Here is a 13,633-nt window from a genome sequence, read left to right on the forward strand (position 1 = left end):
CAGTCGCTGCTGGCCGGGACACCGGCAATGGATTATGTGGTCGCTGACAAGGGCTACGACAGCGCCGCCTTTCGTGACACGATACAGCAGCGTGATGCACAGCCGGTCATCCCGCGGCGACGCAACAGCCGACAGGGCAATGACGACATGGACTGGGGCTTATACCGGTACCGACACCGGGTCGAAAATGCCTTTGCCCGACTCAAGCACTTCCGCGCTATCGCCACGCGCTACGACAAACTGCAACGCAATTACGCCAGTATGATTGCGTTGGCCTGTGCAATCATGTGGCTGCCCATGTTAAAGATCAACAGGCCCTAGTAAAAGGTGACTGGTTCCGGTTGTTCCATGGGTTGGTATCAATGACTGGGTAGCCACAATAGAAATGGCGATAGAGTTCGAATATGCAGGATGGCAGGCCTGCTTTTTCCCCTCCCCCTTGATGGGGGAGGGGCAGGGTGGGGGTGATGATTAATCGGGATGTCTGTTTATTCTGAATCGCTTGCTCCTGAATGATACTTGCAGGCGCTCAATTCATTGAGCAAATGAACTGGCCACCCTATTTAATCGCCACCTTTGTCTGACCAGGAACCGACAGGTTAAAAGAACCAATGGATCATCACCCGGTCGTCATCAAGCTTGGCGGCAGCCTGCTGGGTCAGCCGCTGCTGCAGGACTGGCTGGCGGCCATACACCAGCACGCGCGCGGGCGGGCCGTGATCGTTCCCGGTGGCGGCCAGTACGCCGATGCCGTACGCGAGCAGGTCGACCTGACCGCGGAGATGGCGCACTATCAGGCCATGCTTGCCATGCGCCAGGCGGCGAACGACTGCATCGCTCTGAACCCGGCCTACAAGCGTGCCGATTCTCTGGCCGCCATCGCGAGACTGCTTGCGGCCGATGAAACCCCGATCGCGGTGCCGGTGGACGACTGGCTGTTTGCCGGCGATATTCCCGCATCCTGGGACTGGACCAGTGACAGTCTGGCGCTGTGGCTGGCGGATCGGTTGCAGGCGGAGCGGCTGTTGCTGGTCAAGTCCGTGGCCCCGGACGACAACCCTGTCGACGTGCATTCATGCAGTGGCATTGTCGACGCCGCCTTTGCCGATCTGTTGACGCGTGTGACGGTCGAAGGCTATTGGGCGGGACCGGCAACGGCGGATCAATTGCCCGCCTGGCTTGCGGGCGAACCGCGCCATGATATCGCCCGACTCGATTAGGCATTCAACAGCCTGGCGATCTGCTAGGCTGAAGGTAAACACAACAGGATACAGCCACGCCCATGTATAAAAATCTGCTCGTTCCCGTCGATGGTTCCGCTCATTCCCGCAAGGCACTACAAGTGGCCTGCCAGCTGGTCGGTCACCAGAAGGCGGTGATTCATATCCTCAACGTGCCCGAACTGCCGCCGGCCAGCGATCCGCTGGGTATTGCCATGGGGGCGACCAACATGAGCATTTCCATGGCCGAGATGCAGAAGGCCGGCGAGGACATGCTGCGCCAGTTCGAAGACTACCAGCGCTCCGGTCTGGAACTGATCGAGCGCCTCAAGGAATCGGTCAGCATGGCCCAGGTCGAGATGAAACCGCTCATCCGCGTTGGCGCACCGGCGAAAGCCATCCTGGAAGAGGCGGCCAACCTTGATGTCGAGGCGATCGTCATGGGCAGTCGTGGTCTCAGCGATCTGAAGAGCCTGGTGGTCGGCAGTGTCTCACACAAGGTGATGCACGCCGCCGAGTGCGCGGTGATCACCGTGCACTGGCCGGGCCACAACGATTAACTGCGCAGCCGGTAGCCGCTGACGAAGACCCAGCGGATCACGCCCAGGCACAGTGCCATGAAAACAATGATCATGGCCGCGCTGATACCGACGTTTACGTCGGAGACGCCGTAAAAGCTCCAGCGGAAAGTGCTGACCAGGTAGACCACCGGATTGAACAGGCTGATGGTTTGCCAGAGCGGCGGCAGCATGCTGATCGAGTAGAAACTACCGCCGAGAAACGTCAGCGGCGTGACGATCATCATCGGCACGACCTGCAGCTTCTCGAAACCGTCCGCCCATATGCCGATGATGAAACCGAACAGGCTGAAGGTGATAGCCGTCAGCAGCAGGAAGAACAGCATCCAGCCGGGATGGGCGATGTCGTAGTCGACGAATAGTCGGGCCGTCGCGAGTATCAGCAAACCGAGAATGACCGACTTGGTCGCCGCCGCACCGACGTAGCCGAGCACGACCTCCACCCACGACACCGGTGCCGACAGGACTTCATAGATCGTGCCGGAAAACTTCGGCATGTAGATGCCGAACGAGGCATTGGAGATACTCTCATTCAGCAGCGACAGCATAATGAGGCCCGGAATGATGAAGGCCCCATAGCTGATGCCATCGATCTCGACCATGCGCGAGCCGATTGCCGCGCCGAAGACGACGAAGTAAAGCGAGGTCGAAATCACCGGTGACGCAATACTCTGCATGAGCGTGCGGCCGGTGCGGGCCATTTCAAAGTGATAGATGGCGCGGATGCCGTACCAGTTCATGTCCATTGCCTCATGATGCCCTGACCAAGCTGACGAAAATGTCCTCGAGCGAACTCTCGCGCGAGCGCAGGTTGCGAAAATCGATGCCGTGCTGGTCGAGCTTGCGCAGCAGCTCGGCAATACCGGTGTGATCGCTGTGGCTGTCGAAGGTGTAGATGAGCTCGCTGCCGTCCTCGGTCAGCGTCAGCGGATAGCCGCTGAGCGCGACCGGAATGCTGGCCAGCGGCTGCTGCAGCTGCAGGCGCAGTTCGCGCTCGCCGAGCTTTTCCATCAACGTGTGCTTGTCCTCGACCAGGATCAGTTCGCCGCGGCGAATAACGCCGATGCGATCGGCCATTTCTTCGGCTTCCTCGATGTAGTGCGTCGTCAGGATGATTGTCACGCCGTTGTCGCGCAGGCCGCGCACCATCTGCCACATGTCGCGGCGCAGCTCGACGTCGACGCCGGCGGTCGGTTCATCGAGGAACAGGATCTGCGGCTCGTGTGCCAGCGCCTTGGCAATCATCACGCGGCGCTTCATGCCGCCGGACAGGGTCATGATCTTGGCGCTGTGCTTGTCCCACAACGACAGGTCGCGCAGCAGTTTCTCGATGTAGGCGTCGTTCTGTGGCTTGCCGAACAGGCCGCGGCTGAACTTTACCGTCGCCAGCACGGTTTCGAACATGTCCGTGGACAGTTCCTGTGGCACCAGGCCGATTTTCGCCCGCGCCGCACGGTAATCGCTGACGGTGTCGTGACCGTCGGCGATCACCGTGCCGCTGGACGGGCGCGAAATACCGCAGATGGTGCTGATCAGGGTCGTCTTGCCGGCGCCGTTCGGGCCGAGCAGGGCAAATATCTCGCCACGTTCGATCTCGAGATCGATGTCCTTCAGCGCATGCAGGCCGGAGGCGTAACGCTTGTTCAGTTGCTGGATGGAAATGATGGGTTGCACGGTGGTGTTGCCTGGTTGCTGGTCAGAAAAATACCGAAGCCTTATTCAAGTGATGATTTAAAGGTTAAGCACGCCGCCGCCTGTTCCCTGGCGCACACGGCCGGGGCAGGGCGCCAGCCGATACAAGGCAATCAGTATAACCGATGAAAATGACAATCGGTGGAAGGGTGCTAGCGGCGCTTCTTCTCGGCCGCGGCGACATGCTGTTTGACGGCGATGAAGCTGTCCGGGGTCACCGAGATCGAGTCGATGCCGATGTCGACCAGAAAACCCGCGAACGCCGGATAGTCGCTCGGGCCCTGACCGCACAGGCCGGTCTTGGTGCCGGTCTCGCGGGCACTGCTGATCACCTTCTCCAGCATCCATTTGACGGCGTCGTTCTGCTCGTCGAACAGGTGTGCCAGCGGGCCCGAGTCGCGGTCCACGCCCAGCGTCAGCTGGGTGAGATCGTTGGAGCCGATGGAAAAACCGTCAAAGCGCTGGGCGAACTCGCGCGCCAGGATCACGTTCGACGGCACCTCGCACATGACGTAGATTTCGAGGCCGTTGTCGCCGCGCTTCAGGCCGTTGTCGGCCAGTACATCCAGCACCTGGTCGGCCTCGGCGGGCGTGCGGCAGAACGGGATCATGATGCGCACGTTGTCGAAGCCCATGACCTCGCGCAGCCGGCGGATGGCCTGGCATTCGAGCGCGAAGGCGTCGCGGTACAGCGGCGAGTAGTAGCGCGACGCACCGCGGAAACCGAGCATCGGGTTTTCCTCTTCCGGCTCGAAAGCACGACCACCGATGAGGTTGGCATACTCGTTGGTCTTGAAGTCGCTCATGCGCACGATGACCGGATTCGGGTAACGCACCGCGGCGATGCGTGCCAGCCCCAGTGACAGCTGTTCGACGAAGTACTCGGTGCGGTCGGCATAGCCGCGCGTGAGTTCCTCGATGCGTTTCTTGGCCGCCTCGTCTTCCAGTTCGTCGAACTTCAGCAGGGCCATCGGGTGCAGCTGAATGTGATCGTTGATGACGAATTCCATGCGCGCCAGGCCGACACCGTCGGCCGGCAGTCGCCACCAGCGCAATGCCGACGCCGGGTTGGCGAGATTCAGCATAACCCTGGTTTCGGTCTCCGGAATATCGTCGAGCTGAATATCGCGCACCTCGTAATCGAGCGCGCCTTCGTAGATGAAACCCTCATCACCCTCGGCGCAGGAGACGGTCACGGTCTGGCCATTATTCAGCTGGTCGGTCGCGCGACCGGCGCCGACTACCGCCGGCAGGCCGAGTTCACGGCTGACGATGGCCGCGTGCGAGGTGCGGCCGCCCTGGTCGGTGATGATCGCCGCGGCCTTCTGCATGATCGGCATCCAGTCCGGGTCGGTATTGCCGGTGACAAGAATGCTGCCCTCGACGAAGTCATCGATCTGATCGGGACTGTCGAGCCGGCAGACATCGCCACTGACAATGGCGCTGCCGATGCTCAGGCCCTTGATGAGTTTCTTGCCCGGTTCCTTCATTTCGTACAGCTTGAAGGCGTTCTGTGCCGCCTGCGACTGCACCGTCTCGGGCCGTGCCTGGACGATGTACAGTTCGCCGGTCTCGCCGTCGCGGGCCCATTCCATGTCCATCGGCATGCCGTAGTGCTGCTCGATCACACAGGCCCAGCGCGCCAGCTGCAGCACCTCGTCGCTGTCGAGCACGTAGTGACCGCGTTCATGCTCCGTGGTCGCGATGGTCTCCACCGTCGTCTCGCCCTTGTCGGCGTAGATCATCTTCTCGGCCTTGCCACCCAGGCTGCGGGTGATGATCGGTTGCAGCGTCTTGTTATCGAGCAACGGCTTGAAGACCTGGTACTCGTCCGGGTTGGCGCTGCCCTGGACCAGGCTTTCGCCCAGCCCCCAGACGGCAGTGATCAGCACCACCTGGTCGAAACCGGTTTCCGTGTCGATGGAGAACATGACACCGGCGCCGCCGAGATCGGAACGCACCATCATCTGTACGCCGACTGACAGCGCGACCTGCAGATCGTCGAAGCCGCGGGACTCGCGGTAGCTGATCGCGCGTTCGCCGAACAGCGAGCCGTAGCAACGCTTGCAGGCGTCGAGCACGGCATCTTCACCGCGGATGTTGAGAAACGTTTCCTGCTGGCCGGCGAAGCTGGCGTCGGGCAGATCCTCGGCCGTGGCACTGGAACGTACGGCCACCGAAGCCTCGTCGTGGCCGGTCTTTTCGCACAGCTGGCGGTAAGCCTCGCGAATGGCCTTTGCCGTTTCCGCCGGCCATTCGGCGCGGATGAAGGCGTCGCGGATCGTCTCGCTGGCCTGTTTGGGCGTGGATGTCCCGTCACTGACCGCCGCGCGGGCGTCCTCGATGACCTTTTTCAGGCCGTTGGCCGCGACGAAATCCCAGTAGGCCGACACGCTGGTCGCGAAACCGGGGGGCACGTTGACACCCTGATCGCCGAGGTTGGCGATCATTTCACCCAGCGAGGCGTTCTTGCCGCCGACCCGGGCGACGTCGTCGTTGCCGACCTGGTCGAGCCAGAGAATGGATTGGCCTTCAGCCGTCATAGATTACCCTGCAATTCGGTGGATTCTTCGGGGACGCAAACCAGCGTGGTGAACCAGTCTAACAAATCACGCTGATGGGCAGGCCATGTTTCTTGTGCTCAATAACCAACTCGCGCAGGCGTCTGCCTGAACAGGGTATAGGGATGCGGACAATTCATACGGCAAGGTAACGCCCTGGCAACCCGCGCTAGACTTCGTTCATGCCTTCGCCCTTGCCGCGCAGGTAGATGAAATAGTAGACGAGGGCGACGAAGCCGGCGCCGCCGACGATGTTGCCCAGCGTGACCGGAACGAGATTATTGAAGAAGCCGGCGGCATTGAGATTCTGCAGATCGGCAGCCGTGTAGCCGGCCGCCTCAAGAATGGCCGGATCCTGCGCCGCGACAATGCCGATCGGAATCATGTACATGTTGGCGACGCAGTGCTCGAAGCCCATGGCAACGAAGCCGGAAATCGGAAACAGCACCGACAGGATCTTGTCGGTCACCGAGCGCGCGGCGGAACACATCCAGCTGGCCAGGCAGACCAGCGCGTTGCACAGCAGGCCGCGGGTGAACGCCTCGACGAAACTGTAGTCGACCTTGGCAACGGCGGACTGCACCGCCGTGGCGCCGACGGCATGATTGCCGGCCTCGAGGTAACCCGAGTAATAGACGAGCAGTACACTGGCAAAGGCGCCGATCGCGTTAGCGAAATAGACCAGTCCCCAGTTGCGCAGCAGGGCCTTGCTGGAGACCTGCTTGCCGGCCCAGGCCATGACAATCAGGTTGTTGCCGGTGAACAGTTCGGCGCCAGCGATAATCACCAGTATGAAGCCCAGTGAAAAGGCGATGCCGCCCAGCAGCCGGGCCGGGCCGTAGGCCGCCTCGACCTCGGTCATGACGACGGTGTAGTACATGGCGCCAAAGGCAATGAAGGCGCCGGCGATCAATGCCAGCGTGACAATCTGCAACGCTGGCATCGTCGCCTTGGAGACGCCGACCGTGCGCATGCGCGCGGCGACCTGGGGTGGTGAAAAGGCATCGAAAAACGATGGATCGGACATGCGTCCTGACTCCCGATGGATATGTTGTAATGTGACCTCTGGCGGGTCACTGTTCATGCTGCACTGCGTTTCGGTACTGTGCGTGCGCGTAAGATTTGGATGATCTATTGCCCGCTGATCAAGATCAAGTCCGCATGCGCGATGTGATTGATTAAGTAGAGAAATACTGTATCGCGTGCAGATCCAGACCGGTTCGAGCCCTGATGAACAGCTGATGAATATTGAAAACAATCATGCCCGGCACCGCCATGCACTTGCAGGGTGCGTGATGTTCATTGCCTTGCTGCTTGCCGCACTTGGCACGCTGGCCGAAGACAAACCACGGCCGCGGCTGACGGACGATGCCGTGATCACGACCGACGGCTACCGCCTGCCGCTGTCCCGATGGCTGCCCGACGGCGAGCCCTGTCGAGTGGTACTCGGCCTGCATGGCTTCAATGACTATCGCGAGACCTTCGACAATCTCGCCAGCCATCTGAGCGCGGACTGTACCGCCTTTTACGCCTATGATCACCGCGGCTTCGGCGGCACGGCCGATCGCGGTCACTGGCCGGGCCGGGCGCGGCTGGTCAACGACGCGACGAACGTCGCCGAGCTGCTGCGCGCGCGCCATCCGGGCAAGCCGCTGTATATCGTTGGCGAGAGCATGGGCGGGGCGATCACGATCCTGACACTGGCGCAGGACTATCCGCCGCCGGTTGACGGCGCGGTGCTGCTGGCGCCGGGCGTGTGGACGCGCGACGTCCAGCCCTGGTACATGCGCACGGCACTGTGGCTGGGCATACGGCTGGCACCCGGCCTGGAGATCCCGAATGACCTGGTCGATGTGAATCCCAGCGACGACCCGGATGTGCTCGAGTACTGGCAATCGCATCCCATGGTCATCAAGCGTTCGCGCATCGCGTCGCTGTACGGTGTGGCCAACCTGATGGACGCCGCGCTGGCAGCGACCGATCACTTGCAGCAGCCATTACTGGTCCTCTACGGTGGCGCCGATGAAATCATTCCATCCGGGGCGACCTGCGGTTTCTTGGAGCGACTGGCACAGACATCGGCCGACTGGCGGTTTGTCTATTACCCGGAAGGCCACCACCAGCTGACGCGCTACAGTGGCGAGGATCAAACGATGGCGGACATCAGTGCCTGGCTGCAATCGCCGCAAGCTGCATTGCCGTTCGACGGGCAACTGTCACTGGCTGAAGCCAGGGATGAATTATGCGACTCCTGAGATCTACGCCGATGTCGCGTGCAGCTTCTCGGCGATCGTACCGGCGACCTGTTGCATGCGCTCCAGACAGTCACGGCGCTGGTTTTCATCCAGCCAGCCGTTGATGTAGACCGTGCCGATGCCGGCGATCGGGTAGCCGGACGGATCGAGAATGGCCACGCCCAGCCCACAGGTGGTGCGATCGAGCAGGATGTTGTCGTAGAGGCCGACACCGGCCTCGGCTGAGGCCGTTAGTGATCGCCGGTAGCCAGCCTCATCGAAGCCTTCGATGCGGTGATAGCGCGACAGGTTCTTGCGCACGATCCCGTCGACCTCGTCGCGCGGCATGCACGCGAACATGCCGAGACACGCCGGCGTCATACCGAACGGCCCGCGCATGCCAACCCAGCCCTTGCCGACCTGAATCTGTGAACCGCTGTCGTAACGGCCGATACAGACCATGTCCAGACCCGAGCGCACGCCGAGGTACACCGTCTGGTACAAACTCATCGACAACTGGCTGAGTTCCGTATGTGCGACGCGTTCGATCGGATGCCGGCTCATGGCCGAGTAGCCGAGCGCGGCAAGATCGAAGCCGAGGTTGAAACGACCATTGGTTTCATCGCGTTCCACCCAGCCGATGCTCATCAGCTGGTTCAGTACGCGGTGGATGGTCGGGCGGGGCAGGCTGGTGCGCGCCACCAGCTTCGTCATCGTACTGCCGCGGCGTGAGTCAGCGGCGATCGCGTTCAGCAGGATCACCGCGCGGTGCAGGCTGCCGGCCGGTAGTGCGGAAGCGTCCTTCTGGCTGCTGGCTTCGTCAGTCATGTCGTTTTCCATTGTCCGGATATCGAATACCAAATTACCGTCAGGACATTGTTCTTTACAAGTCCTCTGGCTAATCTACGCGAAAACCAATATTCAAAAGCTGTCCGATTATCGGACAAAACAAAAAGGAGAGAGGAGCATGAGCCGGACTGACAAACATGCGGGTAACGTGGTGCTGATCCGGGGCGGGGCACTGTGGTTGCTGGTGGCACTGTTGCTGGCGTGGTGTCTGGTCGGCCATAAATTGCAGATTCCGCTTATCACATCCATTTTTCACGACTTCGATCGCCTGTTACAGGGTCACATCGACTTCCTGCTGATGACTGCGCTGATACTGGGCTTTTACGGCGCAAGAATACCGCTGGCCTGGCACGTGCGCTGGACCATGGTGATAGGTGCGTTCACCAACTCCAGCCTGTTCCTGCTGATGTCAATGTTCCCGATCCTGGAAGAACCGTCCATGGAACTACATTCACTGATGTACCGTTCGTTCCTGTTTACCAGCATATCGGTTACCACCTATGGCTTCGGCATGGGGGCGATTACCGTACTGTGGTCGACCGTCAAAAATGATGGACAGGCGTAATTTAAATTCGACTCTGATTGCGATTTTATGGATCGCGTACTAATCGAGCAGAAAGATCAAAGTTAGCCTGAAAATTATTATTGAATACTGGAGGATATAAAAAACATTTCTCTATCTCTGGTTTTTATTCTTAAGCATAAATCCGTCGTTTTATATCTTTTTTCATTTTTCTCTCGCTATTTCCCGCTATCCGGAACTGATAGTGGCACATCCCGTTCGCAAAGCCACTATTACCCGTAGGATCTGCCTGCCATATCGGTTATGAGTGGGTTTGCGAACAGACCCCGTGTAACCGCTTGTTTATTATAGCCATCATGGTTGATACCACGAACACACCTATGCCTTTGAAATCCTGGCATGATAATGGCTCCACGCCCGCCGAAACGAAGCCTGTATGCCCTAATTGTGACAGCCCCCTCGTGCGGATTCCGCGTCGACTCGGCGATCGGCTCCTGAGCATGATCATGCCGGTCCAGCGTTATCGCTGCAGCGCCCGGAAAAAGGATTTGAATTGTGCCTGGGAAGGAAATTTACGCATACAACCTGTCGGCAAAGGAAAAGTGTTTCAATACCTTCCCGAAAGTATCAAGAAAACACCGGAGCGGATTGACTGGCAACTAGGCGAACTGCGGAATCATGTTGCCCGTTCCGGAACGGCAAGACATGTGCCGCGGGTCAATGAACCTTCCATGAGAGACTTCGGTGATGTCTCGTTCGAGGACATGGCGCAGATCACGCTGGATGCCATTGGCGATGCCGTGCTGGTTGTCGATCCGAAAGGCAAGGTCGTCTATCTCAACAAGGTGGCTGAAACGATGACCGGTTGGTCAAGCGAAGCGGCAATTGGACGTCCTGTCGAGGAAGTTTTTTTCATTATCGATGGTACCAGCCGAAAACGGGCGGCAAGCCCTTCGCAGCGGGCCATTAACGAAGGCGGGATTGTCGAGCTGGCCCTGGGCAGCATACTGATTCGCCGCGATGGTACCGGCATAGCGATTGAGGATTCCGCGGCACCCATTCCCAATCGTCTCGGCAAGGTGACCGGCGCGGTGATAGTTTTTCATGATGCGCGTCAGTCGCGCACTGAGATGCAGAAGATGCACCATCTTGCCCAACACGATTTCCTCACCGGTCTGCCCAATCGCGTGCTGCTAATGGATCGACTCGCCCAGGCCATTGGCATGGCCAAACGGCACCACAAGCAAATTGCCCTGCTGTTTCTGGACTTGGACAATTTCAAGCAAATCAACGACTCCTTTGGCCATGCAGCCGGCGATCATTTGCTGCAGGAAGTTGCGGCGGATATCGTCGCCTGTGTGCGCATGACAGATACAGTAAGCCGTCATGGTGGCGATGAGTTCGTTATTATCTTGACCGAAATCGGAGAAATTCAGGATTCTGTCCAGGTTGCCGAAAAATTGCTGGCCAGGTTCGCGCAGCCGCGCGTTATCGATGGCCACGAACTCCAGATAACCCTGAGTATCGGCATCAGCCTCTACCCGGAAAACGGACTCGATGCCGATACACTGATACGGAATGCCGATACCGCCATGTATGCCACTAAGGAAAGCAGTCCAAACAGTTACCAATTCTTTCACTGATACTAATGTGTGGGGAAGGGCGGACTGGCCTGGATGTAATCGCTCCAATGCCCGTAACGATGACGCTACATGACTTTAACCAAAGACTGTACGTGCACTGAGAGAAAAACGTTATGTAGCTGGCCTGGCCAACATACAGATCTGAATACATCGTGAAGGGAGGATTCTAAACAAAGAAGCCCGCTGCGTGGATTCTCAACCAGTGCAACGGGTTAACCTGTAGATGACTATTATTACCTTGGCGTATTACTCAGTCTTCATCATCGCTCAGGATGTGACCAAGGAAGCCACCAGCAGCGGCGCCACCAAGTATGCCAATAGTACTGCCACCGGTCATAACACCACCTGCCACGCCACCGGCACCGGCACCTATCGCGGTGTTCTGCTCCTGTTCAGACAGGTTGGCACAACCGCTCAAACCGAGCAGCAGGGCCGTAATAAGGATTGGTTTGCTATATATCATGTTCATCAGAATTGCCTCGGGCCTTAACGGGAAGATTCCCAGCCCACCGGTTAGAGTATTAGAGAACCCGAATGCGGTCGGTGCGTTGGAGCGCTTAGGTCGATAGATGATTTTTACGGGGTATTATGCGGCAACCAAAGAGCAGACAAACTAACTGGGCAGGCTGGTTCAGGTATTAAAACAGGACGTTCCACCGGCGGTGATCTGCGGTTTCCTGAAGCGACTGGCACAGATGCCGGCCCACTGGCGGTTTGTCAAAGGGGCGCAATTAGTTGATGCACTTCAGTGGTGAGGCTGAAACGATGGTGGATATCCGTGCCTGGCTGGAAGCGCCTGATCGATCCCTGCCTCAGATGCTCAGCTGAATGACCATGCCGCCAGATTCCTAGCACCACATCGGCAGCAGGCGCCCGCCGAGGCCGGTGGTATCAAGCCGTTCCCTGTCGCTAGCCGCCATGGCCATGCGTTGCATGACGGCGGGGAAGTCCCGGTCGGCCTGGAAGGCCAGCATCGGCATCAGCAGCGGTGCCAGTGGCCACGGCTTTGGTGCGAGCTCCCACCATACCTCGACGCGTGAGCGGGTCGCGTCCACGGCCGTGACCGTCCAGCCACCGATCATGTACCGGACCGGAAAGGGGAAATCCGGCGCATCAGCCAGGAAACGAACAACAAGACAGCGCTCTGTATCGCTGAAATCAGTGCATTCCTCGGACCAACGCCGATCCGCCTGATCGGTGCAGCAGCGTACCGCACCGATACCTGGTGCCCGGTTATCCAGCAATTCCGAGGTTTTCAGCGTCGGCATGTAGTCCTTGATGGCGGACAGATCGCGGATGATCGACCACAACGCATCGGCGGGGGCGTCCGCCTCGACGACAAGGCAGTGCCGGTAGAGACCGCTGGCACGGCTGTAATGCGCCCGGTGGATACCCCACAGCTGCCAGGCACCGAAGCCGAGCACGATGCCGGCCACCGTCAGCACGATCGCCACGCCGCGGTCACTCAGGTCATGCGGGAGCAGCAGCACGGCCGCAATCGATCCCACTACCCAGAGCCCGTCCGCCACGCTTGCATAAAGGGCCCGCCAGCTGGTCGGCCGCGGGCGTGTGGCCTGGTGAACAAGATCGATGGCAAAGAGGATCAGGCCGACACCGATCAACTGTAAAAGCACGGGTGCGTACCAGCCAAGCAGCGCGCCGACAGTAGCGGGGGCAAACAGGAGCAGCAGACCGCAGGCCAGAGAAAACAGGGCGTTCGCCAGCAGGGCACGACGCAAGGTCAGGATCGTGGGCATGTCGGCATCTCGCGGTTCGGTTCATGGTGATCACCACTGGACTGTGATGTAAACTATGTTGACATAGCATAGCTCGATTCTACCTTATGTCAACCAGGTTTACAAAAAGAGGTACTCCGATGGTGGACAGCCTGACGCTGCGCCTGACCCTGGGTTCAGCGACGGTGCGCGACCGCATCTGCGACTATGTGGTTGTGGAACTGCAGTCATGCGGCTACGAAGACATCACTCCGGCATTGCTGGGTTTTCTCGGCGGCCTGGATTGCGGCACCAACTACGCTTCCGCAATCGCCCGCAATCTGAACGTTTCGCGCCAGCGGGTCGCGCGCATGGTCAGTGAACTGTGCCAGGCCGGTTACCTGCAACAGGACGCTGCCGACGGGCGCCAGAAAGCAATACTGTTTACGCAGGAGGGCGAAGAACTCATGGCCGAGGTCAGGCGGATACTGGCGCGGCTCGACAAGGCCATAGAAAAGGAAACGGGCAGGCAGGGATTGAATGCCACGGTTGAATCGCTGGAGCGGATCGCAGCTGTGCTGGAGCAGAAACTGTAGACCTGACCGGTTAACCTGAGCG

Annotated in this window: 14 protein-coding genes; 7 read left to right on the plus strand and 7 right to left on the minus strand. The window is 59.4% G+C overall.

Annotated elements, in window-relative coordinates; translation table 11 throughout:
* From J2T55_RS03210 to J2T55_RS03220, 3 genes are all read left to right on the plus strand, one after another.
* Positions 1-321 (plus strand): transposase (locus J2T55_RS03210; protein ID WP_259054205.1); only part of this gene is annotated, 321 nt, incomplete at its 5' end.
* Positions 322-611: 290 nt separating this feature from the next.
* Positions 612-1,220: an amino acid kinase family protein gene (locus tag J2T55_RS03215; RefSeq protein WP_259054206.1), complete on the plus strand. Its 609-nt coding sequence runs from the start codon at positions 612-614 to the stop codon at positions 1,218-1,220.
* A gap of 62 nt (positions 1,221-1,282) precedes the next feature.
* Entirely contained in the window at positions 1,283-1,780 is a 498-nt protein-coding gene (locus J2T55_RS03220) for a universal stress protein (protein ID WP_259054207.1), read from the plus strand.
* Here the strand turns inward: J2T55_RS03220 and J2T55_RS03225 are convergent.
* From J2T55_RS03225 to J2T55_RS03240, 4 genes are all read right to left on the minus strand, one after another.
* Positions 1,777-2,538 (minus strand): ABC transporter permease, encoded by a 762-nt coding sequence (locus tag J2T55_RS03225; protein ID WP_259054208.1) that lies wholly within the window; start codon positions 2,536-2,538, stop codon positions 1,777-1,779. The genes J2T55_RS03220 and J2T55_RS03225 overlap by 4 nt on opposite strands.
* A 10-nt stretch (positions 2,539-2,548) precedes the next feature.
* Positions 2,549-3,472, minus strand: a complete 924-nt coding sequence (locus J2T55_RS03230) for an ABC transporter ATP-binding protein (RefSeq protein WP_259054209.1) — start codon at positions 3,470-3,472, stop codon at positions 2,549-2,551.
* A 170-nt stretch (positions 3,473-3,642) separates the two neighbouring features.
* Positions 3,643-6,033: a phosphoenolpyruvate synthase gene (gene ppsA, locus J2T55_RS03235; RefSeq protein ID WP_259054210.1), complete on the minus strand. Its 2,391-nt coding sequence runs from the start codon at positions 6,031-6,033 to the stop codon at positions 3,643-3,645.
* A gap of 187 nt (positions 6,034-6,220) precedes the next feature.
* A complete protein-coding gene (locus J2T55_RS03240; protein WP_259054211.1) occupies positions 6,221-7,078 on the minus strand; it encodes a formate/nitrite transporter family protein in 858 nt (285 codons plus the stop codon).
* A 175-nt stretch (positions 7,079-7,253) separates the two neighbouring features.
* On the opposite strand from J2T55_RS03240, the gene J2T55_RS03245 reads away from it, so the two are divergent.
* On the plus strand, positions 7,254-8,306 hold the full coding sequence (locus tag J2T55_RS03245; RefSeq protein ID WP_259054212.1) for an alpha/beta hydrolase: 1,053 nt from the start codon (positions 7,254-7,256) through the stop codon (positions 8,304-8,306).
* Positions 8,307-8,309: 3 nt separating this feature from the next.
* On the opposite strand, the gene J2T55_RS03250 is transcribed toward J2T55_RS03245, so the two are convergent.
* Positions 8,310-9,113, minus strand: coding sequence for an IclR family transcriptional regulator (locus J2T55_RS03250; protein ID WP_259054213.1), 804 nt, complete (start codon positions 9,111-9,113; stop codon positions 8,310-8,312).
* A gap of 139 nt (positions 9,114-9,252) precedes the next feature.
* Here J2T55_RS03250 and J2T55_RS03255 point away from each other — a divergent pair, with 139 nt between their 5' ends.
* Both J2T55_RS03255 and J2T55_RS03260 read left to right on the plus strand, forming a co-directional pair.
* The gene (locus J2T55_RS03255; RefSeq protein ID WP_259054215.1) at positions 9,253-9,699 is read left to right on the plus strand and encodes a hypothetical protein; all 447 of its coding nucleotides are present in this window, start codon (positions 9,253-9,255) and stop codon (positions 9,697-9,699) included.
* Positions 9,700-10,157: 458 nt separating this feature from the next.
* Positions 10,158-11,300, plus strand: a complete 1,143-nt coding sequence (locus J2T55_RS03260) for a diguanylate cyclase domain-containing protein (protein ID WP_259054216.1) — start codon at positions 10,158-10,160, stop codon at positions 11,298-11,300.
* Between the two features lie 250 nt (positions 11,301-11,550).
* Here the strand turns inward: J2T55_RS03260 and J2T55_RS03265 are convergent, their stop codons facing one another.
* Positions 11,551-11,769 carry a glycine zipper 2TM domain-containing protein gene (locus J2T55_RS03265; protein ID WP_259054217.1) on the minus strand — a complete coding sequence of 73 codons (219 nt, stop codon included), beginning with the start codon at positions 11,767-11,769 and terminating at the stop codon, positions 11,551-11,553.
* A 379-nt stretch (positions 11,770-12,148) separates the two neighbouring features.
* Entirely contained in the window at positions 12,149-13,057 is a 909-nt protein-coding gene (locus J2T55_RS03270) for an SRPBCC family protein (protein WP_259054218.1), read from the minus strand.
* Positions 13,058-13,176: 119 nt separating this feature from the next.
* Here J2T55_RS03270 and J2T55_RS03275 point away from each other — a divergent pair, with 119 nt between their 5' ends.
* Positions 13,177-13,611: a MarR family winged helix-turn-helix transcriptional regulator gene (locus J2T55_RS03275; protein WP_259054219.1), complete on the plus strand. Its 435-nt coding sequence runs from the start codon at positions 13,177-13,179 to the stop codon at positions 13,609-13,611.
* Positions 13,612-13,633 lie beyond the last annotated feature (22 nt).

The sequence above is a fragment of the Methylohalomonas lacus genome (assembly GCF_024808875.1).
Classification (GTDB): Bacteria; Pseudomonadota; Gammaproteobacteria; order Methylohalomonadales; family Methylohalomonadaceae; genus Methylohalomonas; species Methylohalomonas lacus.